The 26935-nt window shown below is 67.6% G+C and carries 27 protein-coding genes; 13 read left to right on the forward strand and 14 right to left on the reverse strand.

All coding sequences use genetic code 11. The features are described 5' to 3' along the window. Positions 1-74: 74 nt before the first annotated feature. The 4 genes from U1701_RS06035 to hisI are packed head-to-tail and all read right to left on the reverse strand — an operon-like array spanning position 75 to position 3181. Positions 75-1877 (reverse strand): acyl-CoA dehydrogenase C-terminal domain-containing protein, encoded by a 1803-nt coding sequence (locus tag U1701_RS06035; RefSeq protein ID WP_332781640.1) that lies wholly within the window; start codon positions 1875-1877, stop codon positions 75-77. A 3-nt stretch (positions 1878-1880) separates the two neighbouring features. After that, positions 1881-2303, reverse strand: a complete 423-nt coding sequence (locus U1701_RS06040; protein ID WP_332781641.1) for a MerR family transcriptional regulator — start codon at positions 2301-2303, stop codon at positions 1881-1883. A gap of 33 nt (positions 2304-2336) precedes the next feature. Beyond that, on the reverse strand, positions 2337-2822 hold the full coding sequence (locus tag U1701_RS06045) for a hypothetical protein (RefSeq protein WP_332781642.1): 486 nt from the start codon (positions 2820-2822) through the stop codon (positions 2337-2339). Beyond that, on the reverse strand, positions 2819-3181 hold the full coding sequence (gene hisI, locus U1701_RS06050; protein WP_332781643.1) for a phosphoribosyl-AMP cyclohydrolase: 363 nt from the start codon (positions 3179-3181) through the stop codon (positions 2819-2821). Before hisI ends, U1701_RS06045 begins: the two co-directional genes overlap by 4 nt. Before the next feature lie 122 nt (positions 3182-3303). On the opposite strand from hisI, the gene purF reads away from it, so the two are divergent. Further along, positions 3304-4761 (forward strand): amidophosphoribosyltransferase, encoded by a 1458-nt coding sequence (gene purF / locus U1701_RS06055; protein WP_332781644.1) that lies wholly within the window; start codon positions 3304-3306, stop codon positions 4759-4761. Positions 4762-4804: 43 nt separating this feature from the next. Next, positions 4805-5509 (forward strand): SDR family NAD(P)-dependent oxidoreductase, encoded by a 705-nt coding sequence (locus U1701_RS06060; RefSeq protein ID WP_332781645.1) that lies wholly within the window; start codon positions 4805-4807, stop codon positions 5507-5509. A 124-nt stretch (positions 5510-5633) separates the two neighbouring features. Here U1701_RS06060 and U1701_RS06065 read toward each other — a convergent pair whose 3' ends face one another. The 3 genes from U1701_RS06065 to U1701_RS06075 all read right to left on the reverse strand — a co-directional run bounded on the left by U1701_RS06065 (position 5634) and on the right by U1701_RS06075 (position 9312). Then, complete coding sequence (locus tag U1701_RS06065; protein ID WP_332781646.1) at positions 5634-6863, reverse strand: class I SAM-dependent methyltransferase; 1230 nt, start codon at positions 6861-6863, stop codon at positions 5634-5636. Between the two features lie 152 nt (positions 6864-7015). Beyond that, positions 7016-8374, reverse strand: coding sequence for a cryptochrome/photolyase family protein (locus U1701_RS06070; protein WP_332781647.1), 1359 nt, complete (start codon positions 8372-8374; stop codon positions 7016-7018). An 8-nt stretch (positions 8375-8382) separates the two neighbouring features. Further along, positions 8383-9312: a histone deacetylase family protein gene (locus U1701_RS06075; RefSeq protein ID WP_332781648.1), complete on the reverse strand. Its 930-nt coding sequence runs from the start codon at positions 9310-9312 to the stop codon at positions 8383-8385. A gap of 38 nt (positions 9313-9350) precedes the next feature. Between U1701_RS06075 and U1701_RS06080 the strand changes: the two genes are divergently transcribed. From U1701_RS06080 to U1701_RS06120, 9 genes are all read left to right on the forward strand, one after another. Further along, positions 9351-9836, forward strand: coding sequence for an RNA pyrophosphohydrolase (locus U1701_RS06080; RefSeq protein ID WP_332781649.1), 486 nt, complete (start codon positions 9351-9353; stop codon positions 9834-9836). A gap of 105 nt (positions 9837-9941) precedes the next feature. After that, a complete protein-coding gene (locus U1701_RS06085) occupies positions 9942-10775 on the forward strand; it encodes a DUF481 domain-containing protein (RefSeq protein ID WP_332781650.1) in 834 nt (277 codons plus the stop codon). Positions 10776-10829: 54 nt separating this feature from the next. Beyond that, positions 10830-12029: a hydrolase gene (locus U1701_RS06090; protein WP_332781651.1), complete on the forward strand. Its 1200-nt coding sequence runs from the start codon at positions 10830-10832 to the stop codon at positions 12027-12029. Next, positions 12026-13042, forward strand: coding sequence for an arginine N-succinyltransferase (locus U1701_RS06095; RefSeq protein ID WP_332781652.1), 1017 nt, complete (start codon positions 12026-12028; stop codon positions 13040-13042). The genes U1701_RS06090 and U1701_RS06095 overlap by 4 nt, the downstream gene beginning before the upstream one ends. Next, positions 13039-14289, forward strand: a complete 1251-nt coding sequence (locus tag U1701_RS06100; RefSeq protein WP_332781653.1) for an N-succinylarginine dihydrolase — start codon at positions 13039-13041, stop codon at positions 14287-14289. The genes U1701_RS06095 and U1701_RS06100 overlap by 4 nt, the downstream gene beginning before the upstream one ends. A 65-nt stretch (positions 14290-14354) precedes the next feature. After that, complete coding sequence (locus U1701_RS06105; protein ID WP_332781654.1) at positions 14355-14573, forward strand: hypothetical protein; 219 nt, start codon at positions 14355-14357, stop codon at positions 14571-14573. Positions 14574-14639: 66 nt separating this feature from the next. After that, a complete protein-coding gene (cysD, locus tag U1701_RS06110) occupies positions 14640-15536 on the forward strand; it encodes a sulfate adenylyltransferase subunit CysD (RefSeq protein ID WP_332781655.1) in 897 nt (298 codons plus the stop codon). Positions 15537-15684: 148 nt separating this feature from the next. Continuing rightward, positions 15685-17598, forward strand: coding sequence for a sulfate adenylyltransferase subunit CysN (gene cysN, locus U1701_RS06115; protein WP_332781656.1), 1914 nt, complete (start codon positions 15685-15687; stop codon positions 17596-17598). Further along, positions 17595-18335 (forward strand): 3'(2'),5'-bisphosphate nucleotidase CysQ, encoded by a 741-nt coding sequence (locus U1701_RS06120; RefSeq protein ID WP_332781657.1) that lies wholly within the window; start codon positions 17595-17597, stop codon positions 18333-18335. The genes cysN and U1701_RS06120 overlap by 4 nt, the downstream gene beginning before the upstream one ends. Here U1701_RS06120 and U1701_RS06125 read toward each other — a convergent pair. The 4 genes from U1701_RS06125 to U1701_RS06140 form a co-directional block, all read right to left on the reverse strand. Then, positions 18332-18715, reverse strand: coding sequence for a reverse transcriptase-like protein (locus tag U1701_RS06125; RefSeq protein WP_332781658.1), 384 nt, complete (start codon positions 18713-18715; stop codon positions 18332-18334). The two genes, U1701_RS06120 and U1701_RS06125, sit on opposite strands and share 4 nt — an antisense overlap. Then, positions 18708-19904, reverse strand: coding sequence for a YihY/virulence factor BrkB family protein (locus U1701_RS06130; RefSeq protein WP_332781659.1), 1197 nt, complete (start codon positions 19902-19904; stop codon positions 18708-18710). The genes U1701_RS06125 and U1701_RS06130 overlap by 8 nt, the downstream gene beginning before the upstream one ends. Positions 19905-19970: 66 nt before the next feature. Beyond that, complete coding sequence (locus U1701_RS06135; RefSeq protein WP_332781660.1) at positions 19971-22466, reverse strand: ABC transporter permease; 2496 nt, start codon at positions 22464-22466, stop codon at positions 19971-19973. Then, positions 22463-23158, reverse strand: coding sequence for an ABC transporter ATP-binding protein (locus U1701_RS06140; protein ID WP_332781661.1), 696 nt, complete (start codon positions 23156-23158; stop codon positions 22463-22465). The genes U1701_RS06135 and U1701_RS06140 overlap by 4 nt, the downstream gene beginning before the upstream one ends. On the opposite strand from U1701_RS06140, the gene U1701_RS06145 reads away from it, so the two are divergent. Continuing rightward, complete coding sequence (locus U1701_RS06145) at positions 23157-23897, forward strand: arylesterase (RefSeq protein ID WP_332781662.1); 741 nt, start codon at positions 23157-23159, stop codon at positions 23895-23897. The two genes, U1701_RS06140 and U1701_RS06145, sit on opposite strands and share 2 nt — an antisense overlap. 93 nt (positions 23898-23990) lie before the next feature. On the opposite strand, the gene U1701_RS06150 is transcribed toward U1701_RS06145, so the two are convergent. From U1701_RS06150 to U1701_RS06160, 3 genes are read right to left on the reverse strand one after another with little or no spacing between them, the layout of a single operon-like run. After that, on the reverse strand, positions 23991-24329 hold the full coding sequence (locus U1701_RS06150; protein ID WP_332781663.1) for a hypothetical protein: 339 nt from the start codon (positions 24327-24329) through the stop codon (positions 23991-23993). Between the two features lie 59 nt (positions 24330-24388). After that, the gene (locus U1701_RS06155) at positions 24389-25198 is read right to left on the reverse strand and encodes a transglutaminase-like domain-containing protein (protein WP_332781664.1); all 810 of its coding nucleotides are present in this window, start codon (positions 25196-25198) and stop codon (positions 24389-24391) included. Positions 25199-25212: 14 nt separating this feature from the next. Then, on the reverse strand, positions 25213-26121 hold the full coding sequence (locus U1701_RS06160) for a transglutaminase family protein (RefSeq protein ID WP_332781665.1): 909 nt from the start codon (positions 26119-26121) through the stop codon (positions 25213-25215). Between the two features lie 16 nt (positions 26122-26137). Here U1701_RS06160 and U1701_RS06165 point away from each other — a divergent pair, with 16 nt between their 5' ends. After that, positions 26138-26917 carry an N-formylglutamate amidohydrolase gene (locus U1701_RS06165; RefSeq protein ID WP_332781666.1) on the forward strand — a complete coding sequence of 260 codons (780 nt, stop codon included), beginning with the start codon at positions 26138-26140 and terminating at the stop codon, positions 26915-26917. Positions 26918-26935 lie beyond the last annotated feature (18 nt).

Consider the following 26935-nt stretch of genomic DNA (forward strand, 5'->3'; position numbering starts at 1 on the left):
GCCCGTCGTTACATGAACCTTCCCAACTGGGCCCCGGCCTTCGCCGGGGAACAGTTTGCTTCCTAAGTCTCGGCTCAGGCCGCCAGAAACATTTCCGGCGGCAGCGCCATCAGCGATTCCGCGCCGCCCTCGATCTTGCGGCGCAGCGCGCCCGCGTCGGGTAGGATGCGTTCGGCGAAGAAGCGCGCGGTGACCAGCTTGGCGTCGAGGAACGCGGTGTCGCCTTCACCCGCCGCCTTCAGCTTGGCGGCCGCGACAGCCATCCGCAGCCACATCGTGCCGACCGCGACGATGCCCATCAGCGTCATGTAGCTGTACGCGCCCGCACCGACATTCTCGGGGTTCTTCATGCCGTTGGCCATGAACCACATCGTCGCGGCCTGGAGCTGGCCGTTGGCCTTTTCGAGGTCGGTGGCGAACTGCGCGGTCGCCTCGACCTGCTTGGCGGCGGCGACGTCGTCGGCGACCAGCTTGAAGAACGCCTGGATCGCGCGGCCGCCATTCTGGGCTAGCTTGCGGCCGACCAGGTCCATCGCCTGCACGCCGTTGGTGCCCTCGTAGATCTGCGCGATGCGCGCGTCGCGGACATATTGCTCCATGCCCCATTCGGCGATGTAGCCATGGCCGCCATAGACCTGCTGGGAATTGGTCGCGATCTCATAGCCCTTGTCGGTGCCGTAGCCCTTGATGACCGGGGTCAGCAGGCCGATCAGGTCGCCGGCGAGCTGACGCTCTTCCTCGGTCCCGGCGGCGTGCTCGAGATCGGCCTGCAGCGCGGTCCACATGATCAACGCGCGAAGGCCCTCGGTCTGCGCCTTGGCTTCCATCAACATGCGGCGGACGTCGGGGTGGACGAACAGCGTGTCGGCCTTTTCCTGCGGCTCCTTGGGGCCGGTGAGCGCGCGGCCCTGGCGGCGATCCTGCGCGTACTGGACGGCGTTCTGATAGGCGACCTCGGCGATGCCGAGGCCCTGCAGGCCGACGCCCAGGCGCGCGGCGTTCATCATGATGAACATCGCGGCGAGGCCCTTCATCTCCTCGCCGACCAGCCAGCCGGTCGCACCGTCATAGTTCATGACGCAGGTCGAATTGGCGTGGATGCCCATCTTGTGCTCGATCGAGCCGCAGGTGACGTCGTTGCGCGCGCCCAGCGAGCCGTCTTCGTTGACCAGGAACTTCGGCACCACGAACAGCGAGATGCCCTTCGAGCTGTCGGGTGCGCCGGGCGTCTTCGCCAGCACGAGATGGATGATGTTGGGCGTCAGGTCATGCTCACCCGACGAGATGAAGATCTTGGTGCCCGTGATCGCATAGGAGCCGTCGGCCTGCGGCTCGGCCTTGGTGCGGATCAGGCCCAGATCGGTGCCGCACTGCGGCTCCGTCAGGTTCATCGTGCCGCCCCATTCGCCGGACACCATCTTGGGGACGTACATTGCCTTCTGCGCGTCCGACCCCTTGGCGATCAGCGCGGCGATCGCGCCGTGCGTCAGGCCCGGGTACATCGCGAACGCCATGTTCGACGAGATCATATATTCCTGGAACGCGGTCGACACGACGTGCGGCACGCCCTGCCCGCCATATTCCGGCTGGTTGCCGAGCGTCGCCCAGCCGCTCTCGACATATTGCTGATACGCTGCCTTGAAGCCGTCGGGCGTCGTCACGCTGCCATCGGCATGGCGCGTGCAGCCCTGCTGGTCGCCCGACAGATTGAGCGGAAACAGGACTTCGGCGACGAACTTGCCGCCCTCTTCAAGCACCGCGTCGACGACGTCGGGGCTGGCCGTGTCGAAGCCGGGCAGGTTGGCGTAGCGGTCGAGCCCGACGACATGGTCGAGGACGAAGCGGGTGTCGCGGACGGGGGGCGTGTACTGGGGCATGGATTATCCTTTGTCCTGAGCGCGGCCGGCTTCGAGCACGGCAACAAAAGCGGTGAGTTCGGTGATGGCAGCGTCGATGTCGCGCTTCTGTGCTTCGAGCAGCTCGATCCGCGCGCGGCCGCGATCGATCGCGACCTGGCGTTGCAGGCGGCGGCCGTCGCCGACATCGTAGAGATCGATCATCTCGCGGATCTCGCCAAGGCTGAAGCCGACGCGCTTGCCCCGCAGGATCCAGGCGAGCCGGGCGCGGTCGCGGTGCGAATAGATGCGCTGCGTGCCGCGGCGTTCGGGGTTGATGAGTCCCTCGTCCTCGTAGAACCGCAGCGCGCGTGCGGTGACGTCGAACTCGGACGACAGGTCGGAGATCGTGAAGGTCTCCTGCCCGTCGAGAGGCTCGATCACCGCATAGGAGGCGAAGGTCGTCATCGTCACGGCATGTAGCTGCCCTTTACGTCAACGTCAACTGCCGCAAAGGAGCGCCCCTTTGGTCGAGCGGAGCGCGCTCGCTTCGGCGCGCGACTCGCTCAGTCGATCGACGGTCAGCGCGGCGAGCGAGGCACGGCCGGTGCACAGCGCTTCACACGCGGTGGGAAGATCGGCGGGGAAGCGGATGCGATCGCCGTCGAACCGTGCCTCGAACCGGCATCCGCCGAACGCCACCATCAGTCGATCTCCCGATCGGCTGACCGTGCCCGACGCCGCGCACCCCTGATTGTCGCCATAGTCGACGGTGGCGCCGATCCGGCCGGTGCGATTGTCCGAATCGACGACGCAGACGCGGTCGGTGTCGCGCGCCCAACTGCCCTGGAGCGACGCGTTTGGGTCGGCGATCAGCCCGGCGCGAGTCGCGGCGGCCTCGAGTTGGGCGCCCGCGGTGTCGTTGGTCGTGGCTTGTTCGGTGCTGCCACACCCTGCCAGCAGCAGCGCCAGCGCGAGCCATCTCATTCGATCCGCACCAGACCGCCACCCTCGATCCGCCGGTAGAAGCAGCTGCGCGCGCCGGTGTGGCAGGCGGGGCCGGCCGGCTCGGCGATCACCCAGAGCGCGTCCTGATCGCAATCGACGCGGAGTTCGACGACTCGCAGAACGTTCCCGGATGTCTCGCCCTTCTTCCAGAGCTTGGCGCGGCTGCGCGACCAGAAATGCGCCTCGCCGTTCGCCTGGGTGGCGGCCAGGGCGTCGGCGTTCATGTGCGCGACCATTAGCACGTCGCCCGACCCGCGATCGGTGACAACCGCCGTGATCAGGCCGGCGGAATCATATTTGGGATCGAGCGTGAGCCCGGTTTCGCGTGGGTCGGTCATACCCTTCGTATAGCCGGATTGGCGGCCGATGCGACGGGTCGCGCACCGCATTCATGACAAACAGGCGACAAGTCGCGCAACCGTTCCTATATGGCGGCCTCCGCAGGACGTGAGACCCCGCCATGCTGACGACACACCCGTACGATGACGATAAGCTCCGCGAGGAATGCGGAATTTTCGGCGTTTCCGCCTCCGACGGCGCTGCCGCGCTGGTGGCGCTGGGCCTGCACGCGCTACAGCACCGCGGGCAGGAAGCCGCCGGTATCACCACCTTCGACGGGCAGCATTTCCATACGCATCGCGCGATGGGGCATGTGGCGGGCAATTTCGACCGCGACGATGTGATCCGCGCGCTGCCGGGCACCGTCGCCTGCGGGCATGTCCGCTATTCGACCAGCGGCGAGACCGCGCTGCGCAACGTCCAGCCGCTCTATGCCGAGCTGTCGACCGGCGGGTTTGCGATTTCGCACAACGGCAATATTTCCAACGCGATGCGGTTGCGTAAGGAACTCGTCCGGCGCGGATCGATCTTCCAGTCCACGAGCGATACCGAGACGATCATCCACCTGGTCGCGACGTCCAATTACCGGACGCTGCTCGATCGCTTCATCGATGCGCTGAAGCAGGTCGAGGGCGCCTATTCGCTGATCGTGATGACCCCCGAGGGCATGATCGCCTGCCGCGATCCGCTCGGCATCCGGCCGCTTGTGATGGGCAAGCTGGGCGATGCGATCATCTTCGCGTCCGAGACGGTCGCGCTCGACGTGGTCGGCGCGACCTTCGTCCGCGCGGTCGAGCCGGGCGAACTGGTGATCGTGCAAGGATCCGAGGTCCGTTCGATCCGACCGTTTGCGCCGATGGCCGCGCGGCCGTGCATCTTCGAATGGGTGTATTTCTCGCGGCCCGACTCGATCGTCGGCGATCATTCCGTCTATTCGGTGCGGAAGGCGATCGGCGCGCAGCTTGCGATCGAATCGCCGGTCGACGCCGATCTGGTGATCCCGGTCCCCGATTCGGGGACGCCCGCGGCGATCGGCTATGCGCAGCAATCCGGCATTCCCTTCGAGCTCGGGATCATCCGGTCGCATTATGTCGGCCGGACCTTCATCTCGCCGGGCGACCAGATCCGCCATCTGGGCGTCAAGCTGAAGCACAATGCCAACCGCGCGCTGATCAAGGACAAGCGGGTCATCCTGGTCGACGATTCGATCGTCCGCGGCACGACCTCGCTGAAGATCGTGCAGATGATGCGCGATGCGGGCGCCGCCGAAGTGCATATGCGGATCGCCAGCCCGCCGACGCGGCACAGCTGCTTCTACGGCGTCGATACGCCCGAGCGCGCGAAACTGCTCGCGGCGAAGCTGGATCTGGGTGGGATGACCGGGTTCATCCATGCCGACAGCCTGGCGTTCATCTCGATCGATGGGCTGTATAAGGCGTTGGGCGAGGCCAAGCGCGCCGATATCCGCCCGAAATATTGCGACGCGTGCTTCACGGGTGATTATCCGACGACGCTGACCGACCATGACGAAGGGTCCGAGGTCGACCAGTTCGCGATGCTCGCCGAGCGGGTGGTCTGATCGGCCACGCAGGAGCGCCCAAACGACGCGACGGAGAGACTGCTTGAAACCATTGACTGACAAACTCGCGCTCGTGACCGGCGCGAGCCGTGGCATTGGCGCGGCGACCGCGCTCGCGCTTGCAGCGCAGGGCGCGCATGTCGTGCTGACCGCGCGGACCGTTGGCGGGCTGGAAGAGGTCGAGGAGGCGATCCACGCCGCCGGGGGATCGGCGACGATCGCGCCGCTCGACCTGGCCGAGACCGATGCGATTGCCCGGTTGGCGGCGGCGGTGGGGGGCCGCTGGGATGCGCTCGACATCCTCGTGCTCAACGCCGCGATGCTGGGGTCGCTGTCGTCGGTGCCGGCGATCGATCCGAAGGAACTTGCGCAGATCCTGACGCTCAACGTCAGCGCGCAGGCGGCGCTGCTCGCGGTGTTCGACCCGATGCTGAAAAAGGCGCCGTCGGCGCGCGTGATCGGCGTGACGTCGAGCGTCGCGCGGACGCCGCGCGCCTATTGGGGCATGTACGGCGCGTCGAAGGCGGCGTTCGAGACATTGCTCGGCGCGTATGGCGACGAGATGGCCGAGATCAGCGGCATCCGCACCGCGATCCTCGACCCCGGCGCCACCCGGACCAAGATGCGCGCGCGCGCCTATCCGGGCGAGGATCCGAAGTCGGTGAAGGCGCCGGCGGTGGTCGCCGAGCGGATCGCGCGGCTGGCGATCGACGGGTTCGAGAACGGGTATTTCGAACGGGTCGGCTGATTTGCACCACCCCGGCGAAGGCCGGGGCCCAAATGGGACGGTCCGTGTAACGAAGGACCGTGCGCCATTACCTCTGTCACCCAATTGGGCCCCGGCCTTCGCCGGGGTGGTGTTGGGCTGATGGCTATCGCTTCACCAGCGTCACCTGCAGCACATCGATGCCGCCGCCGCGGAAGCCGCCTTCGCAGTACATCAGGTAATAGCGCCACAGCGCGACGAACTTCGCGTCGAGCCGCGCGGGCAGCCGCCCCTGCCCGGCCGCCGCGTCGAACGCGACCCGCCAGCGGCGCAGCGTCTCGGCGTAGTCCAGCCCGAACGCGTGGCGGTCTTCCCAGGCTAGCCCGCGCGCTTCGGCGCGCGCGCGGAAGCGGGGCTCGGAGATCAGCATGCCGCCCGGAAACACGTAGCGTTGGATGAAGTCGACGCTGGTCGCATAGGAATCGAACACCGCGTCGTCGATCGTGATGAACTGCAGCGCGACGCGCCCGCCGGGCTTTAGCGCGCGGGCGACTGCGTCGAGATAGGCGGGCCAATATTCCTGGCCGACGGCTTCGACCATCTCGATGCTGGCGACCGCGTCGAACTGCCCGGCGACGTCGCGATAGTCGGTCAACGCCACCGTCACGCCATCGAGGCTGGCTGCAGTCATCCGGTCGTCGACGAGCTTCTTCTGTTCCGTTGACAGCGTCAGCGCGTGGACCTTGCGCCCGCCGCGCGCGGCGAGCTCGGCGAACGATCCCCAGCCGCAGCCGATCTCGAGGATGGTGTCGCCCGGCGCGGTCCGGGTGCGGTCGAGTACCGCGCGCAGCTTGGTCTCCTGCGCCTGTTCGAGGGGCTCATCGGGGCGCGCAAACAGCGCGCTCGAATAGGTCATCCCGCGATCGAGCCAGGTCTCGTAGAAGTCATTGCCGAGATCGTAATGCGCGGCGATGTTGCGGCGTGCGCCATCGCGGTGGTTGCGCCGCAACCGGTGCCAGGCGCGTGCGCCGAGCTTGGCCAGACCGCCCGAGCGCGCTGCGTTGCCGAGCGGGATGCGGTTGCGCATGAACAGGTCGAACAGCGGCACGGGATCGGGGCTCGACCAGTCGCCGGCCGCCCAGCCTTCGTACCAGCCGACCGACCCCGCGGTCGCGAGCCGGACCAGCGCGCGCCAGCGGTGTACCGCGACGATCGGCATCGGTCCGTCGGCGCGACCGCCGAGCAGCCGTCGTGTCCCGTCGGGCAGCGACGCGTCGATGCCGCCGACATCCAGCCCGGCGTCGATCCGGTCGAGCAGTGCATGGAATATCGGCGCGACCGCTCGCGCGACGCGGCTGCCCTTCGGTGAGGTGGTAATAGCATGCCCCGCGTTCATCGCGGCGCTCCATGCAACGGGAGGGTGGTGAAGGGAAGGGCTTCCGCTCCCCTCCCGGAAAGGGAAGGGTTGGGGGTGGGTCGGCCGCTGAGTGCACGTGGCGACTGCCCCAAACCAACCCACCCCCGACCCCTCCCTTTCAGGGAGGGGCGCTACGCTGCCGCTCGCCCGGCCGCCAGCGCTCGCTCGCGTGCTTCGCGGTGGCCGATGATCTTGGCAGGATAGGCCTTTGGCCGCCGGCCAAATTCGTCCGGGTCGTGGATCGCGGCGTCGGGCACATCCTTCAGTTCGGGCACCCAGCGACGAATGTAATCCCCCGCATCGAACTTCTCCGACTGCGTTAGCGGGGCCATGATCCGCGAATACATGTTCGAATCGATGCCGGTACCCGCGGTCCACTGCCAGTTGACCGAGTTGTTGCCATAGTCGGCGCAGAGCAGGCAGTCCCAGAACCAGCGCTCGCCGCGGCGCCAGTCGATCAGCAGGTGCTTGATAAGGAAACTGGCCGTGATCATCCGCACCCGGTTGTGCATCCAGCCTGTGGTCCAGAGCTGCCGCATCCCGGCGTCGACGATCGGATACCCGGTCCGCCCCTGCTGCCAGGCGGCGAGATCCGCATCCGCGTCGGCCCCCGAACGCCAAGGGAGCGTGTCGAATTTCGGCCGGCCATTGGCGTCGGCATAATCGGGTATCGCCATCACGACGCCGTCGGTGAAGTCGCGCCAGGCGAGCTCCTTGCGGAATTTCTCGGCATCGCGGTGGCCGTCGACCGCGTGCCACACCGCGCGCGGGGAGATCTCGCCGAAGTGCAGATGCGGCGAGAGGCGCGACGTGCCTTCCTCCGCGGGCAGGTTGCGGGTCGCCTCATAGGCGTCGACCTTCTCGGCGAAGTCCGTCGCGCGCTCGTGCGCAGCCGCCTCGCCCGGCGTCCAATCCTCGCCGAAGCCCGTCGACCAGTCGGGCTTGGTCGGCAACAGCGCCCAGTCGGCGAGCGTGTCGCTCTTTGGCCAGGCGTCGGGCGCGGCGATCGTGTGCGGGACCGGCTCGGGCTTGGCCGGCGGCATCATCTGCGAGAGCGCGCGCCAGAACCCCGAATAGACCTTGAACGGCGTGCCTGCGCCGGTCCGGACATGCTCGGGCCGCGCTAGGTGATTGCCGTCATGCAGGCAGAGCCGATCGCCGAGCGCGTCCTCGGCCTTGCGCCACCAGGGTTCGTAATGGCGGATCGCGTCGATCTGTTCGGCGCCGGTTTCCTCCATGAGCGCCGTCAGCGTCTTCACCGCATCGCCGCGTCGCAGAATGAGCTTCGACCCCTTCTCCTTCAGCGCCGCCCCCAGCGCTTCGAGCGTGTGATGCAGCCACCAGCGTTGCGCGCCGCCGATCGCCCAGGTGCCCGGCGCGTCGTCGTCGAGGATGTACACGGGGATGACTGCGCCGGCCGCGGCGGCGGCGATCAAGGCGGGTTGGTCGTGGAGTCGAAGATCCTGGCGGAGCCAGAGAAGTGTGGTCATGCTTGCTCCTACGCGCTGAGCCGCGTCTGCGTTCCGGCGGCGTCCGCGAACGCCTGTCCCAAAGTCAGGATCGCGGCAACGTGGCGCTCGGCGATCGCCTGCGCATCGTCGCCATAGCCGCCGCCGACCGTGCTCGCGAGGGGAATGCAGCGCGTGATCGCCAGACCGGCGATGAACTGTTCGCGCCGTTCGAGGCCGCCTAGCGTCAACGCCAGCCGTCCAAGGCGGTCGTCCACGAACGGATCGACGCCGGCCTGATAGAGGATCAGCTCGGGCTGCATCTCGTCGAGCATCGGCACCAGCGTCGAATCGAGCGCCGCAAGATATCCGTCGTCGTCGACCCCGTCGGGCAGCGCCACGTCGAGCGTCGAACATGCTTTGCGCACCGGAAAATTCCTGGCGGCGTGAATCGAATAGGTCGCGATCCCGACATGCCCCGCAAGCAGCGCGGCGGTGCCGTCGCCCTGATGCACATCGCAGTCGACAACCAGCACGCGCTCGACGCGCCGTTCCTCGATCAACCGCACCGCCGCGACCGCAAGGTCGTTGAACACGCAATAGCCCGCGCCCGTGGTGGCGAGCGCGTGGTGGCTGCCGCCCGCAGTGTTAGCCGCGAAGCCGTGATCGAGCGCGAGGCACGCCGCCAGCCACGTCCCGTTGGGGACGATCGCGGCACGGCGCGCGACCGCGGGCGTCACGGGGAAGCCGATCCGCCGCTCCTTCTCGCGCGGCACGCGGGCCTCCAGCACTTCGGCGACATAGCCCGCGTCATGCACCGTCTCGAGCCACACCTGCGGCGTCGGCTCGGGCAGATGCCAGTCGATGCGTTCCCCTTGCGCGAGCAGCAGGTCGCGGATCAGCCCGTTCTTGTTCCAGCGATAGGTGGAGCGCGCAGGCGCGGCCGCGACATAGTCGGGATGATGGACGACACGGATCATCGACCCTAGGTAGGCATTCGCAGCGCTCGGAGACAGATGTGACCGACCTTCCTTATCGTCCCTGTGCCGGCGTAATGCTGATCAATGCCGAGGGGCGCGTATTCGTCGGCCAGCGGGTGGATACGACGCTGGAGGCCTGGCAGATGCCGCAGGGCGGGATCGACCCCGGCGAGGATGCGCAGGCCGCGGCGCTGCGCGAGCTCGGCGAGGAAGCCGGCGTCGCGCCGCATCATGTCGAACTGGTCGCCGAGGCGCCGGGCGAATTCACCTACGATCTGCCACCCGAACTGATCGGCAAGGTGTGGAAGGGCAAGTGGCGGGGCCAGCAGCAACGCTGGTTCCTCTATCGCTTCCTCGGCACCGACGCGGATATCGACATCGCCACCGAGCATCAGGAATTCCGCGCCTGGCGTTGGCTGGACCCGCGGGATCTGCCGAGCGTGATCGTGCCGTTCAAGAAGGCGTTGTACGAACAGGTACTCGCCGCCTTCGCGCCACATCTCGGCGCAACGCGGCAGGACTGAACGGTTCCCAATCCGCGGCACCGCCGCTACGGCAGCGCGGTGCGTCGCCTGTTGCTCCTTCTCGTCCCGTTGACCCTCGCGAACGCGGCGGACCCGGGTTCCGTCATGATCCCGGAGAACATCCGCGCGATGCTCGACGCCGCGCTGGAATCGGGCAACGAGGCGGACGTCTCGACGATCGTCAAATATGCCCGCGCCGCCGACCCTTTGAGTGGCGATGCCGTGCTGGCGATCGCGGAGAAGTGGAAGGCCGATCGCGCGGCGCAGCGGACCGCGGTGATCCGCCAAGCGAGCTTTCTCGACCTGTGGCGTGGCCGGGCCGAGGTCGGCGGCTATCTGACCACGGGCAATTCGGACACCGCCGGCGGCAGTGCGATTCTCGACCTCACGCGCGAAGGCCTGCGCTGGCGGCAGAAGTTCCGCGCGCAGGCAGATTATCAGTCGAACCAGAACGTCACCGTGCGCGAGCATTACCTCGCGTCGTACGAACCCAATTTCAAGATCGACGACCGCGCCTATGTCTACGGCGCGGCGCAGTATGAGAGCGATCGGTTCCTGGGCTACAACAACCGTTACTCGACGTCGGTTGGCGCGGGCTACAGCCTGCTCAAAACCGCGCGGACCAAACTCGACCTCGAGCTTGGGCCGGCCTATCGATACACCCAGTTCACCGATATGGTGGTGCAGAGCAGCGTCGCGGCGCGCGGGACGGTCGATTTCAGCTGGCGGATTACCAATGGGCTTTCCGTCAGCCAGATCGCGTCGGCCTATGTCCAGCAGGACAACAGCACGGTCAGCGGCACTACTGCGGTGACCGCGAAGCTGATCGGGCCGCTTTCGGCCGCTCTCTCTTACAACTTCCAGTATGAGAGCACGCCGCCGGTCGGATCGGTCTCGACCGATACCACCAGTCGTGCGTCGCTGGTGTACAGCTTCTAGCGGATCGTCCGGAGGGGGTGGTCGGCACCCCCCGGCTTGCTCTAGACCCGCCGGATGAGAGGACTTTCCACGATCGAACGCGACGCGATTGCGCGCGCGGGAGACGCACCGATGCTGGCGCAGGTCGAGGCCTGGGCCGCGATCAACAGCGGCACGCGCAACCTGCCCGGGTTGGCGACGATGGCGACGACGCTGGCGGACGCCTTCGCGGTGTTGCCGGGCGCGCTGACTTTGGTCGCCCCGGCTGCGGCCGAAGCCGTTGCGACGGATGGCGTCGTATCGGCGCTTGATCACGGGCAGCACCTTCATCTGTCGGTACGCCCGGAGGCGCCCGTCCGCATGCTGTTCACCGGGCATATGGACACCGTCTATCCGGTCGATCACCCGTTCCAGACGTTGCAGACGATGGACGACGGAACAGTCAACGGGCCGGGCGTCGCCGATATGAAGGGTGGGCTCGCCGTCATGCTCGCCGCGCTGCAGGCGGTCGAGGCGAGCGGCGCCGCGATCGGCTATGACGTCGTGATCAATTCGGACGAGGAAACCGGGTCCTTCTCGTCCGCCGCGTTGCTCGCGCAGGCGGCGCGCGGCAAGATCGCCGCGCTGACCTATGAACCCGCGCTCGCCGACGGCACGCTGGCCGGGGCGCGGGGCGGCACGGGCAATTTCTCCATCGTCGTCGAGGGGAGGAGCGCGCATGCTGGGCGCAACCCCGAGGATGGGCGCAACGCTGTCGTCGCGGCGGCGGATATCGCGGTGCGGCTGGCGAAAGTCGCGGGGCCGAAACTGGCGGTGAACCCGGCGCGGATCGACGGCGGCGGACCGAACAACGTCGTGCCCGACCGGGCGGTACTTCGCGTCAATTTCCGTCCGGCGACGCTCGACGACATCGAGAGCGCGCGAGCGCACATCGACGCCGTAGTCGCGCTGGTCGCGGTCGAGCATGATGTGCGGGTCAGCGTATATGGCGGCTTCAACCGCCCGCCCAAGCCGATCGACGCGGGCGCGGCGCGACTGTTCGATCTGGTTCGCGCGTCGGGTAGCGACCTCGGCCTAAACATCGCGTGGAAGGCGACCGGCGGGGTGTGTGACGGCAACAACATCGCGGCCGCTGGTGTGCCCGTGGTCGACACCATGGGGGTGCGCGGTGGCGCGATCCATTCGGTCGACGAGTTCCTGATCCCCGACAGCCTGGCCGAGCGCGCCGCGCTGTCGGCCGTCACCATCCTGCGCATCGCCGAGGGCCGCCTGTGAGTTTCCGTATCCGTGCCGCGGTCGATGACGATCTTCAGCATCTCTACGAAATGGCCAAGCTGACCGGGGGCGGGTTCACCAACCTGCCGCCGGATCGGCGCGCCTTGACCGCCAAGCTCGAACGCAGCCACGCCGCCTTCGCGCGGACCGAGGACGGCGTGCAGGACGAGCTGTTCGTGCTGATCCTGGAAAACGTCCAGACCGGCGAGGTGCGCGGCACCTGCCAGATCTTCACGCTCGTGGGGCAGAGCTGGCCGTTCTACAGCTACCGGATCGGCACGCTGACGCAGCATAGCAAGGAGCTAAACCGCACCTTCCGCGCCGACATGCTGACGCTCGCGACCGACCTGGAGGGCGCGAGCGAAGTCGGCGGGTTGTTCCTGCACCCGGGTGAACGCGCCGGCGGGCTCGGCCTGCTGCTCGCGCGCAGCCGATACCTGTTCATCAAGATGCACCGCGCGCGCTTCGCCGACCGCGTGCTCGCCGAGTTGCGTGGGATCATCGACGAGGCCGGCGGGTCGCCGTTCTGGGATGGACTTGCTGGGCGGTTCTTCGGGATGAATTTCCAGGACGCCGACCAGTTCAACGCGATCAACGGCCACCAGTTCATCGCCGACCTGATGCCCAAACACCCGATCTACACCGCGATGCTGTCCGAATCGGCACGCGCGGCGATCGGCCTGCCGCACCCATCGGGACGTGCGGCGATGCGAATGCTGGAAAATGAAGGCTTCGCGTTCGAGAATTACGTCGACATCTTCGATGGCGGCCCGACGATGACGGCGAAGACCGACAAGGTTCGAACCATCGCCGAAGCCCGCGCGACGCGGGTGGCGGCGATCGATGCCACGGGCGGCGTCGAATCGCTGGTCGCGTGCGGCACGCTCGGCGACTTCCGCTGCGCGTTCGGCGGGGTGCGGGAGGGCGACGACGGGATCGTGCTGGGCGAAGCGTGCGCGACGGCGTTGGGCGTAGGCGCGGACGACACGGTCACGCACGTGGCGCGAATATGATCCGGGAAATCAATTTCGACGGGCTGATCGGCCCGAGCCACAATTATGCTGGGCTGAGCCCCGGCAATCTGGCCGCTACGCGCAACGCTGGTGCGGTCGCCTACCCGCGCGCCGCCGCGCTGCAGGGGATCGCCAAGATGCGCGCGACCCTCGATCTGGGGCTGACGCAGGGGATAATGCTGCCGCACCGGCGGCCGAACCGGCTGTGGCTGGGGTCGCTGGCGACCGATCCGGCGACCGCCCCCGATCATCTGCGCGCGCAGGCTATGTCGGCCTCGGCGATGTGGGCGGCGAACGCGGCGACCGTCAGCCCGGCAGCGGATACGGCCGACGGGGTTTGCCATCTGACCGTCGCCAATTTGATGACGATGCCGCATCGCAGCCATGAGGCGCGCGAGACGCTGCAGCAGTTGATCGTCGCGTTCGCCGACCCCGCGTTCCGCATCCACGGACCAGTGCCGGCGCCGTTCGGCGACGAAGGCGCGGCCAATCATATGCGGCTGTGCGCGGCGCACGACGCACCGGGCGTCGAGGTTTTCGTGTACGGCGTCTCGGGCGGCCCCTACCCTGCCCGTCAGCACCGCGAAGCGAGCGAGGCCGTTGCCCGCGCCCATCGGCTGGATCCCGCGCGCACGCTGTTCGTCGCGCAGTCGGAAGCGGCCATCGCGGCGGGTGCGTTCCACAACGACGTCGTCGCGGTCGCCAACGAGCGCGTGCTGTTCGCGCACGAGCAGGCGTTCGCGGACAAGGACCGCTTTTACGCCAACCTGACGCGGATCATGCCCGAGGTCGAGATCGTCCAGGTCCCCGCCGACCGCGTAAGCCTAGCCGATGCGGTGTCGTCCTATCTGTTCAACGCGCAGCTGGTGTCGACCGAGGACGGCGCTACCCTGGTGCTGCCCGAGGAAGCACGCGCGAACGCCGCGGTATGGAACTGGCTGGAGGAGCATGTCGCCGGCAATGGCCCGATCCGCCGGCTGGAGGTGGTCGACGTCCGCGAATCGATGGCCAATGGCGGCGGTCCCGCCTGCCTGCGCCTGCGGGTCGTGTGCGCCCCCGCGACCGTCGACCCGCGGTTCCTGGTCGATCACGCCAAGCTCGACCGGCTCGCCACCGTCGTCGCTACGCATTGGCCCGAGACGATCGGCCCGGCGGAGATCTGCGATCCAGCGTTGATCGCTCGCATCGAACGCGCGCGCAGCACCCTGCTGGAAGCGCTCGATCTTGTCGGGTTAATTGACAGGTAACCACGTTCGTCCACGGCGAATCGTCGGAAATCCGCCATTGGCACGCGCTTTGCTTAACCATCGGCATGTGGCACCGCTTCACTCGGCTCTTCGTCATCAAGACAAAGTTCGAGGCGTTCCTCGTGATCTACGGGCTCGGGCTCGGCGCGGTCGAACGCGGGGTGCATTATCTGCAGCAATATCCGGGCTATGGCGGCTGGCTGCTGTTCGCCTGCTGCCCGATCGCGGTGTTCATGGCGGGAGGGATGATCCTCGATTCGCTCGAACAGCGCCGATCGGACTGATCGGCTTTCGCGGCCAACAGGATAAATTGGTCGCGCGCGCCGCTGTGGTGCTTATCTCTGTCAGCAATGACACTGACCCATCTCCAGCGCCTCGAAGCCGAGAGCATCCACATCCTGCGCGAAGTCGTCGCCGAGTCCGAGCGCCCGGTGATGCTCTATTCGGTCGGCAAGGATTCCGCCGTGATGCTGCACCTGGCGAAGAAGGCGTTCTTCCCGGCACGTCCGCCCTTCCCGTTGCTCCATGTCGACACGACGTGGAAATTCAAGGCGATGTACGATCTCCGCGCGCGGGCCGCGGCGGATGCGGGGATGGAGCTGATCGTCCATACCAACCCCGAAGCCGCGGCGCTGGGGATCAACCCGTTCGATCATGGCAGCCGCCACACCGACATGTGGAAGACCGAGGGGCTGAAACAGGCGCTGACCGCGGGCAGCTATGACGTCGCGTTCGGCGGCGCGCGGCGCGACGAGGAGAAGAGCCGCGCGAAGGAGCGCATTTTCTCGTTCCGCTCTGCCAACCATGGTTGGGATCCCAAGGCGCAGCGGCCCGAGCTCTGGCGGCTTTACAACACGCGCATTGCCAAGGGTGAGAGCATCCGGGTGTTCCCGCTGTCGAACTGGACCGAACTCGACATCTGGCAGTACATCCTCGCCGAGGGGATCGAGATCGTGCCGCTCTACTTCGCCGCACCGCGCCCGACCGTCGAGCGCGATGGGATGCTGCTGATGGTCGACGACGAGCGGTTCCGGCTGGCGCCGGGCGAAGTGCCGGTCGACCGCTCGATCCGGTTCCGCACGCTCGGCTGCTACCCGCTCACCGGCGCGGTGGAGAGCGAGGCGGCGACCCTGCCTGAGGTGATTCAGGAAATGCTGCTGACGACGACCAGCGAACGTCAGGGGCGTGCAATCGACCATGACCAGACGGCGAGCATGGAGAAGAAGAAGCGCGAGGGGTATTTCTGATGAGCAGCGTGCATTCAATCCTCCCCGATGCGGGGAGGTGGCAGCGCGCAGCGCTGACGGAGGGGGCGTTCCGCCGGACGCAGCGCTTGGGGACAGCCCCCTCCACCATGCTTCGCATGATCCCCCTCCCCGTGCCGGGGAGGATTTCATGACCGCCTACACCCCCGACACCCTGATCGCGTCGGACATCGACGCGTATCTCGACACCCACGCGCACAAATCGATGCTGCGGTTCATCACCTGCGGGTCGGTCGACGACGGCAAGTCGACGCTGATCGGCCGTCTGCTCTACGATTCGAAGACGATCTTCGAGGACCAGCTCGCCGCGCTCGAAGCCGACAGCAAACGCGTGGGCACGCAGGGGCAGAATATCGACTTCGCGCTGCTCGTCGACGGTCTCGCCGCCGAGCGCGAACAGGGCATCACGATCGACGTCGCCTATCGCTTCTTCTCGACCGAGAAGCGCAAGTTCATCGTCGCCGATACGCCTGGCCACGAACAATATACCCGCAACATGGTGACCGGCGCGTCGACCGCGGACCTGGCGGTCATCCTGATCGACGCCCGCAAAGGCGTGCTCACGCAAACCCGTCGTCACAGCTATCTCGCGCACCTCGTCGGCATCCGCGAGATCGTGCTCGCCGTGAACAAGATGGATCTGGTCGGGCACGACCAAGCCGTGTTCGACGCGATCGTCGAGGAGTATCGCGCTTTCGCGACCTCGATCGGGATCGAACGCTTCACCGCGATCCCGCTGTCGGGGCTGACTGGCGAGAATGTCGCGCAGCCCGCGGCGACGATGCCCTGGTATGGCGGCCCTCCGCTGCTCGCGCATCTAGAGACGGTGGCGATCGATGCGGACGCGCGTCAGGCGCGGCCGTTCCGGCTGCCCGTGCAATGGGTCAACCGCCCCGACCTCGATTTCCGCGCGTTCGCCGGGACGATCGCGAGCGGTGTCGTCCGGCCGGGTGACGCGGTGCGGATCGTCCCCTCGGGCAAGACCACGCATGTCGCGCGGATCGTGTCGATCGAGGGCGATCGCGCCGAGGCGTTGGCCGGCGAATCGGTCACGTTGGTGCTCGCGGACGAGGTCGACTGCTCGCGCGGCGACGTGATCGCCGCCGCCGATGCGCCGCCGGAGGTCGCGGACCAGTTCCTGTCGACGATCGTCTGGCTGTCCGACACCGCGCTCGTCCCCGGCCGCGGCTATACGCTGAAGCTCGGCACGCAGATGGTGGGTGCGACGGTACAGCCGCCGCGGCATGTCGTCGACGTCAACACCCAGGCTGAACTCTCCGCCAAGACGCTGCAGTTGAACGATATCGGCGTCGCCGAGGTCTTTACCGACCGGCCGGTGGTGTTCGAACCCTATGCCGACGGATCAGACCTCGGCGGCTTCATCCTGATCGACCGCGCGACCAATGCGACGGTGGCCGCGGGGATGCTGCATTTCTCGCTGCGCCGCGCGCAGAACGTCCATTGGCAGTCGATCGACATCACCCGTGTCGCGCATGCCGCGCAAAAGGGCCAGGCGCCGAAGCTGCTGTGGTTCACCGGGCTATCGGGGTCGGGCAAGTCGACGATCGCCAACCTCGTCGAGAAGAAGCTGCATGCGCTCGGCCGCCACAGCTTCCTGCTCGATGGCGATAATGTACGCCACGGGCTCAACAAGGATCTGGGCTTCAGCGATGCAGACCGCGTCGAGAATATCCGGCGGGTCGGCGAGGTCGCCAAGCTGATGACCGATGCGGGGCTGATCGTGCTGACCGCGTTCATCAGCCCGTTCCGCGCCGAACGGCAGATGGTTCGCGACCTGATGCCCGCGGGCGAGTTCGTCGAAATCTTCGTCGACACGCCGCTCGACGTCGCCGAAGCGCGCGACGTGAAGGGGCTGTACGCCAAGGCACGCGCCGGCGAGATCGCACATTTCACCGGCATCTCCAGCCCCTATGAGCCGCCCGAACGCCCAGACATCCGCATCGACACGCGGACCGAGAGCCCCGAGGCCGCGGCCGAGCGGATCGTCGAGCACATCATGGGCGTGTGGAGCCACGACCTGTGAGCAACGATGCGCAACTCGCCCGGTCGATCGCGTTGGAGGCGGGTGCGCTGCTCCAGCAGATCCGCACCCGCGGGGTGTCGGGCAAGGCATTGGGCGACATCGGCGACCGCGAGGCGAACACGCTGATCATCGCCCGGCTTCGCGTCGAGCGGCCCGACGATTTCGTGCTGTCGGAGGAATCGGTCGACGACCAGGCGCGCTGCACGGCCAGCCGGGTGTGGATCGTCGATCCGCTCGACGGCACGCGCGAATATGCCGAAGGCCGCGACGACTGGGCGGTGCATATCGGCCTGGCGATCGACGGCCGGCCGCGAATCGGATCGGTCGCGGTGCCCGCGCGTGGTGCGGTGCACACCACGGATGACGTCCACCTCCCCCTGCCCGCGGCGCAGGTACCGCCGCGGATGATCGTCAGCCGGTCGCGCGCGCCCGAGATCGCCAAGACGGTCGCGCTGGCGATGGGGACGCCGATGATCGCGATGGGGTCCGCCGGCGCCAAGGCGATGGCGGTGGTCGACGGTCGCGCCGAAATCTATCTGCACGACGGCGGGCAATATGAGTGGGACAATTGCGCCCCCGCCGCGGTCGCGCTTGCATCCGGGCTGCATGCATCGCGGATCGACGGGTCTCCGCTGGTCTATAATTGCTCGAACCCGCTGTTGCCCGACCTGCTGATCTGCCGGCCGGAGCTGGCCGAGAGCGTGCTGGCTGCGATCGCGGCGCAGCAGCGCCGCTAGCGCCGGCCGTGGTGGCGTTCGAGCGCGATCCCGGCGAGGTTCTGCGCGCGACCTATCAGGCGGATACGGACGCTGGCGAAGCCCTTCGCCAGATCGAGAAACCGGTCGCGATGGGCGGCGAGCTCGAGCATCCGGCATTTCGCGCTCCCTTTCGCCTGTCCGACGACCAGCGCCGAATCGCCGACCAGCCGGACATCGCGTAGGCCAAGCGTCGCCGCTACCGTCAACGCGTGGATTGCCGCCAGCCATTCGGCATCGCTGTTCGTGCCGAGGCCCGCATCGTCATCGAGAAAGGTCACGCCGCGCGCGACCACCGCAGTCTCCATCCGGCCGGGATTGGGCCGGCAGCCACCGTCGAAGAAGATTTTCACGTTACCCACGGTTGCGCGCTGGCCGTGTGGTCCAGGCCAGGATCGCACCGGCGGTCAGCAGCAGCATGCCGTTCCGCGCCGACCCGCGGCGCAGCGCGCCCAGCCCGCCTGCGGTCAGCAACGTCGCCGGCACGCCGATCCGCGGACCGATCATCCGCGTCGCCATGCTCACCTGACCACCGGTCACGATCAGCCCCGACCGCTGCGGCGCCGGGACCGCGGCTGGCTTTTCCGCCGTGGGCCCCCCGACGACGGTATCAGCGACCACCGCGCCGCGCTCGCCCATCGGTCGGGCGGGGCCCGTCGTGGTGTCCTTCGCGGTCTGATGCTCGAGCTCGGCGTTGAGCTCGGCGCCGAGCAGGAAGACATAGGCCGAGAGCCACAACCACGTGAGCAAGACGATCACCGCGCTGAGCGAACCATAGGTCGCGCCGTAATTGCCGAACCGCGAGACGTAGAAGCCGAACCCCAGGGTTGCGGCCAGCCATACCAAGGTCGCCGCGACCGATCCCGGGGTCAGCCAGGCCCATTTCGCCTTCTCGCGATTGGGCCCGAAGCGATACAGACATGCCGCCGCGGTCATCGCGATCAGCGCCAGCACGCCATAGCTGAGCAGCCGGATCCCGGTCAGCACCATATCCGGCGCATTCGGGATCAGGCTGTCGAGCAAAGCGAACGCGGCGGTCGACAGCGCGGCGGTCAAGGCGAGTACGACGGCGCCAGCGGTCACCCCGAGCGCCAGGAGGTTGAGCGCGACGAAGCCGCGCGTCTCGCGCTGCTCATAGGCGATGTTGAGCCCGGTGATCACCGACGACGCGCCCTTGGTGCCGCCGTACAGCGCGATGCCGAGCGCGATCAGCAGGCCGAAGCCCTTCTTGCCCTCCGACGTGCCGACCACCGTCGCCAGCTGGTCGCCGATCAGCCGCGCGGCGTCGTCGGGCAGAACGCCGAACAGCGCGCGGATGTTCGCCACGACGGTGCCGGTATCGGCGACCAGCCCGTAGATCAGCACGATCGAAGCGAGCAGCGGCACGATCGTTGTGAAGCCGTAAAAGGCGATACCTGCCGCAATCAGCCCGATATTGTCGTCGCCGGCCTCGGCCCAGCTGCGCTTGAGCACCTGCCACCACGCGCCGCGCGACATCGTCAGCGGGCTTTCGGCGTTCCGGTCGGCAGTCTGGGTCGGTGTGGTCGTCAAGTCGGGTCCCCTATCGTCCGGCAGCAAACGCCGGAGGGGGGCGCAAATGTCCGTCGCACCGTCTGTCTAAAGTTGCCGGAGTGCGCTCGCCGGGCGGGCGCTCAGGATCGGCCACGCGCCGAGCAGTCCGATCGCCATCGTCATCACCGCACCGCCGACCAACGTCGCGCCGACCACGCCGTAGTCGGGCAGCCATTCGAAACTGAACATCTGCGTCACGACATACCAGGCGCCGCCCAACCCGAGCAGCAGCGCGAGCGCTGACAGCACCACGCTGAGGAACGCATATTCGAGCGCCTGGACGCCAAGCACCTGCAGCCGGGTCGCGCCGAGCGTGCGCAGGATCACGCCGTCATAGGTGCGCGCTTCACGTGCCGCGGCGATCGCCCCGATCAGCACGGCGATCCCGGCGAGGATCGCGACCGAGGCGGCGGCGGTGATCGCTGTCGCCATCTGCGAGACGATATCGCGGACCTGGCCGATCACGCTGCGCACCTCGATCACCGAGACCGACGGGAAGCGCGGCAGCAGCGCGCGCATCACCATGCCCTCCTGCCCCGGGGGCAGGTCGATCGTCGCGGCGAGGTTGTGCGGCGCGTCTTCGATCGCGTTGGGCGAGAAGACCATGACATAGTTGAACCCGAGCGTGTCCCAGCTGATCCGGCGGAACGACGCGATCCGCGCGCTGCGCTCGACACCAAGCAGGCTGTAGGTGATCGGATCGCCGATCTTGAGGGCGAGCGCCTCTGCCAGCCGCGCGTCGATCGAGACGAGCGGCGGGCCGGCATAGCCACGCGGCCACCATCTGCCGGCGGTCAGCTCGCTCCCCTCGGGCAGGGTCGCCGCATAGGTCAGGCCCCGCTCCCCACGCAGCGCCCAGGCGCCTTCGGGCAGTGTCTTGAGATCGGCGACGCGCGTCTTGCCATAGCCGGTGATCGTGCCCCGCATTGCGGGCACGGTGCGGATCACCGGGTGGATCGCGACTCTCTCGATCGTGCGCCGGAACTCCGCTTCACGCGCGGGCGGCACGTCGAGCGCGAACAGCGCGGGCGCGCGCTGCGGCACGGTGCGGGTGATGTTGGCGTCGATGCTCGTGCGGATCGCGGCGAGCAGCACGAACAGGGTGAGCCCGAGCCCGAGTGCGACGACCAGCGTGCCGGTCCGCGCGCCGGGCCGGTACAGCGCGGCGATCGCGAGCCGCAGCAACGGTCGCCGCGGGCGCGGCAACAACGTCGCTCCCTTACGCACCAGCCAGCCGAACGCGGCGAGCACCAGCAGCACGCCCGCGACCGCGCCGAGGAACCCGGCGCTGAGCAGCGGCTGTTCGGCGGTGCCGAGCGCCAGCGCGACGATCGCCACGCCTGCGCCGACGACCCAAGGCAAGGTCCGCCGCAACGGCACCGGTCGCTGGCCGAACGTGCCGCGCAGCAGGCCCGCCGCCGGAACGCTGCCCGCCTCGATCAGCGGCGGCGCGGTGAAGGCCAGCGCGATCAGCATGCCGTAGGCGGCAGCGAGCGCGAGGGGCAGCGGCTGGACCGCGAAGCTGGGCGCGACCGGCAGCACGTCGCCCGCCAGCGTCACCAGCAAAGGGACGGCGAGGGCGCCCGCCACCAGCCCCGCGACGATGCCGATCGCGGAGACCACCGCGACCTGTAGCAGATAGATTCGCGCGATCATGCCCGAGGTGGCGCCGAGCACCTTGAGCGCCGCGATGCTCCCGCGTCGTGCCGCGAGATAGGAGGACACGCCGTTGCCGACGCCGATCCCGGCGATCACCAGCGCCGACAGCCCGACCAGCAGCAGGAACTGCCCCATCCTATCGATGAAGCGGTCGGCGCCCGGCGCGGCGCGATCGCGCGTCTTGGTCTCCCAGCCGCCCGCGGGGAACGCCGCTTTCATGCGGTCGGCGGCAGTCTTGGGCGACGCCGCCGCGGGCATGCGGATGCGGTATTTGCTTTCGTACAGGCTGCCCGGCTGGATCAGCCCTGTCCGCGCGATCCCGGCGAGCGAGACGATCGCGACAGGGCCGAGGGTGAAGCCCTCGCCGAGCCGGTCGGGCTCGGCCTGGATGATCCCGCCGACCGTGAAATCGGCGGAGCCGAGACGGATCGTTCCGCCGCGCGCGACGCCGAGCCGCTGCGCCAGCGTCGGCACGATCCAAACCGTCGTTGCGTTGCGGGCGGCCGCGGACCCGCCGCGCACCGCGAGCGTGCCGTACAACGGATAGACCGAGTCGACGCCCTTCAGCTGGACGGGCACGCTGGTCGTGCCGCGCACCGCCATCGATTGCATGCGCACGGTTTCGGATACCGTCCCGAACCGCGCCATCGCGGCGCGTTCCTGCGGCGTGGCGCTGCGTTGCGAGGCGGCGAATTCGACGTCGCCGCCGAGGATCGCGCTGCCGCGTCGTGCGAGTTCGTCGTCGATCGCCCGCGTCAGGCTGCCGATCGCCGCCAGCGCGCCGACGCCGAGGAACAGGCAGGCGAGCAGCAGCCGCAGCCCACGGAAGCGCAGATTGAGTTCGCGCCGCGCGAGCCGCCACGCCAGTTGCCAGTCGCTCACGCGGTGCGGTCCGCGACGATGCGGCCGTCGCCGAGCTCGACCACGCGGTCGCAGCGCGCGGCGAGGACGGGGTCGTGCGTGATGATCACCAGCGTCGCCCCCGCGGCCGCGCGGCGATCGAACAGCAGGTCCATCACCGCCGCGCCGGTCGTCGCGTCGAGATTGCCGGTCGGTTCGTCGGCGAACACCAAAGCCGGCCGCGGCCCGAGCGCACGCGCGATCGCGACGCGCTGTTGCTCGCCGCCAGACAATTGGGTGGGATAATGGTGGACGCGGTGGGCGAGGCCGACCGCTGCCAGCTCGGCTTCCGCACGCGCGAACGCGTCGGTGATGCCGGCCAGCTCCATCGGCACCGCGACATTCTCCAGCGCGGTCATCGTCGGCAACAGATGGAAGGCCTGCAGCACGATGCCGATCCGCCCACGCCGCGCCTTCGCCAGCGCATCCTCGTCGAGCGCGCCGAAATCGAGCCCGGCGACGGTCACCTGCCCGCCGGTCGCGCGCTCCAGTCCCGACAGGATCGCCATCAGCGACGACTTGCCCGACCCGGATGGCCCTAGGAGCGCGACGCTGGTGCCGCGGCCGATGCAGAGGTCGATACCCTTGAGGATCGCGGTCGCGGCAGTGCCGGTACCGAGCGTCAGCGTGACATCGCGCACAGCGATGACCATATCGTTGGCTGGTTCAGTCATGGAGATCATCATCTTGCAGCGAAAGCGCCTCTATGCGGCGGCGGCCGTGCTTCTCCAAGCGGCAGTGCTCGCCGCGTGCGACCAGACCGCGCAAATTCCTACACCCACATCCACCGCGACCGCTGGTCCCAAGGTGGCAGCGGTGCCGGCGCCGGCCGGACCGCCGCGACTTATCCTCGCGTTCGGCGACAGCCTGTACGCGGGCTATGGCCTCGACCGCGGACAGAGCCTGCCCGATGCGGTCCAGGCGCGGCTGCGGACCGACGGGGTCAACGCGACGATCGTCAACGCGGGCGTATCGGGTGATACCAGCGCGGCCGGGCGACAGCGCTTCGTCTTCGCGCTCGACAATCTGCCGCGCAAACCCGATCTCGTCCTCATCGGGCTGGGCGGCAACGACGTGCTGCGCCAGATCGGCCCCGCCGAAACACGCGCGAACATGACCGCGATGCTCGACGAACTGAAGCGGCGGAAGATCCCGGCTATGCTGACCGGGATGATGGCACCACCCAATCTCGGCGCCGATTATACGCGCGCCTTCAACAGCATATGGCCCGATCTTGCGGGCCAGTATCATGCTACGCTGTACCCGTTCATCCTCGACGGCGTGATCGGCGATACAGGGCTGATGCAGGCGGACCGGGTGCATCCGAATCCAAGCGGGGTCGCGAAAATCGCCGACCGGGTAGCGCCGATCGTTGAACGCTCGCTACCCAACCCAGCCCCTCCGTCATCCTGACGAACGTCAGGATCCAGGGTATCAGACGCCGTCCTGTTTGGCTCTGGATCCTGACTTTCGTCAGGATGACGGACAGCTATCGAGACGACGCGGTCACACCACGAAGAGCGTCACGCCCTCGTACTTGATGTCGTTCGCGTTGAAAATTTTGTCGGGCTGGAACGATCGGTCGGTGACCTCGACGTCGTTGAGCCCTGCGATCTTGAACGTGCCGATCTTGAATTCCTTGGGCGGCTGCCCCTCGCGCTCCAGCGCGACCGCGTCGACGAACACGTCTTCGTGGCGGGTGTAGAGGATGTGCGGCGCCAGGATCATCCGCGTCTTGTTGTAGGTGACGGCCACGCATTTGCGCAGCGCGATCGCCTGCAGCAGCAGCGTGTTGGCGTTGGACGGGACGGTCTGGCCGTCAGGCGTAGTAATCATGTTGTGCATCGCAGCAATTTAGGTCGCCCCGTCGTTCGCATGAACCCGCCCCCTGCCACAAGTCGAAATTACGGTGCCACCTCGTCGGTATGCACGTCGAAGCCCGCCAGCTGCGCCGGACCGAACGTGGTCGTCAGCGCGGCGTCGGTCGCGTCGCGGCCGCGCGCCATCAGGATCCGCCCGATCCGCGGCCGGTTGTGGCGGGCGTCGAACACGTGCCAGCTACCGCCCAGATAGACGTCGAACCACGCGGAAAAGTCCATCGGCGCGTCGATCGGCGCAATGCCGATATCGCCGAGATAGCCGGTGCAATAGCGCGCCGGGATGTTCATGCAGCGGCACAAAGTGATGGCCAGATGCGCGAAGTCGCGGCACACCCCCTGCCCCTCCTGATACGCATCCCATGCGGTCTTGGTCGATCGGGCATATTGATAGCCGAAGCGGATATGGTGATGGACGAAATCGACGATCGCCTGCACCCGCGCCCAACCCGTCGGGAGGTGCCCGAACAGCGACCAGGCGGTGTCCGACAGCCGGTCGGTCTCGCAATAGCGGCTGCCCAGCAGGAACAGCAGCACCGAGTCGGGCAATTCCTCGACGGTGTGCTGGACCGCGTCGGGGACGATCCGATCGGGTAGGCCGTCGTCCTGCACGGTGAAGTCGCACGACAGCGTCAGCCCGCCGGGGGGCACGGTTACGCGCGTGCAGACGTTCCCGAAGGCGTCGTTATAGTCGTAGATCGGCACGTCGGCGCTGGCCCGGATGCGGTGCGCGGTGACCAGGTCCTTGTTGCGCGAGGGGTGCAGGCTCAGCATCGCCATCATCGGCGTCGCGACCTCGGTCTCGAAACGGATATCGTACCCAGCCCGGATCAGCATATTGCCCGTCCCCCTTATGCGCGCAGTGGTAAGGCGACCGGTTCGGCCGCGCCCTGATCGACAGCAATGTCCACCGACACGGACATGTCGACGAAGCTTCCCGGAAATCCCGCCCAGGTCCCCGAAATCGGCACCGCCTGATAGATGTCGCGCGCGACCGCGACGCGGATGAGTCCGCGATTGCCGACGATGCCGTTGGTCGGATCGAACTCCACCCACCCCGATCCCGGCAGGTAGACTCGCACCCAGGCATGGGTGTTGCCGCCACCGGTGCGCTGCTCGCCGGGTTGCGGGCTGTAGACATAGCCCGACACGAACCGCGCCGCGAACCCGAGCGCGCGGACCGCCTCGATCATGAGCAGCGCATAGTCGCGACAGGTGCCTTTGCGCTTTTCGAGCGTCTCGGTCGGCGTCTGCGTGCCTTTTTCAGGGCGCGCGACATATGTGAACTCGCGTCTGATCGCGGCGGTCATGTCCGACAGGAGGCCGAGCGTATCGCTTTGCCCGTCGGTCCGCACGAACCGCCGCGCCCAGGCATCGACCCGCCGCTGCGGATCATGATGCTGGCGCTCGATCGAGCGCAGCAGATCAGGCATGTCCTCGGACGAATAGGTGAACGGGTAGCCGCGCGCATAATCTTCGATATCGACATGCTGCAGCTCGGCAGGCTCGTGCTGCAAGCGGATACGGCTGTCGAACACCAGCGTTTTCGCGCGTTTGTCGAACGTCGCGATCGCCACCGAATTGCCGAACACGTCCTGCAGCCAGCGGATGTCGCACGGCTCGGGCAGGATGGTCAGCTGCGAATCGACGACATGCTGATCATAGCTCTCCCGCGGGCGCACCATGATGCGATGCTCGCCAAACGCCACCGGGTTACGGTAGGTGTATGTCGTGACATGAGAAAGTGTGAGCAATGGCATCCAGGATATGTGTGGCATGAATGACGCGCCGCACCAAACACTGCTTGGCCCTGACGATGCGGCGCCAGCGCGCATTCTCAACCCAGGGGGTCGCTCGTCGTTTCTGTTGATCGGCGATCACGCCGGCAACGTCGTGCCGCGGGGGTTGGGGAAACTGGGCGTGACCGACGCCGATCTCGCGCGTCACATCGGCTGGGATATCGGCATCGGCACGCTGGGCGCGCTGCTCGCCGAGCGGATCGATGCGGTGTTCGTTCGCCAGACCTATTCGCGGCTGGTGATCGACTGCAACCGCAGCGCGGCCCAGCCCGACGCGATCGCTCCGGTCAGCGACGGCACGCCCGTCCCCGGCAACCAGGCGCTGTCCGACAGCGATCGCGCGCAGCGCTTCACCGAGATTCACGAACCCTATCACCGCGCGATCGCCGCCGAACTCGCGCGCCGCGATGCTGCCGGTCGCGAGACGGTCCTCGTCGCGCTGCACAGCTTTACGCCGTCGATGCGCGGGCACGATCGCCCCTGGCATATCGGCATCCTCCACGACCGCGGCGACACCGGGTTCGCGCAGGCGATGCTGCGGGTGCTCCGCGCCGAGCCGCAGCTCGTCGTCGGCGACAACGAGCCCTACCGGATGGATCAGATCGACTACACGATCCCGCGCCACGCCTATCCGGCGGCCCGCCGCTATGCTGAAATCGAGATCCGTCAGGACCTGCTCGATACGCCTGAAGGTTGCGAGCACTGGGCGGTGTTGCTCGCACGCATCTTGCCCGCAGCGTTGGGCGCTATGGCCTGAGATTGCGGATCGCGCCCG

Source organism: Sphingomonas rhamnosi (assembly GCF_036663615.1).
GTDB lineage: Bacteria > Pseudomonadota > Alphaproteobacteria > Sphingomonadales > Sphingomonadaceae > Sphingomonas.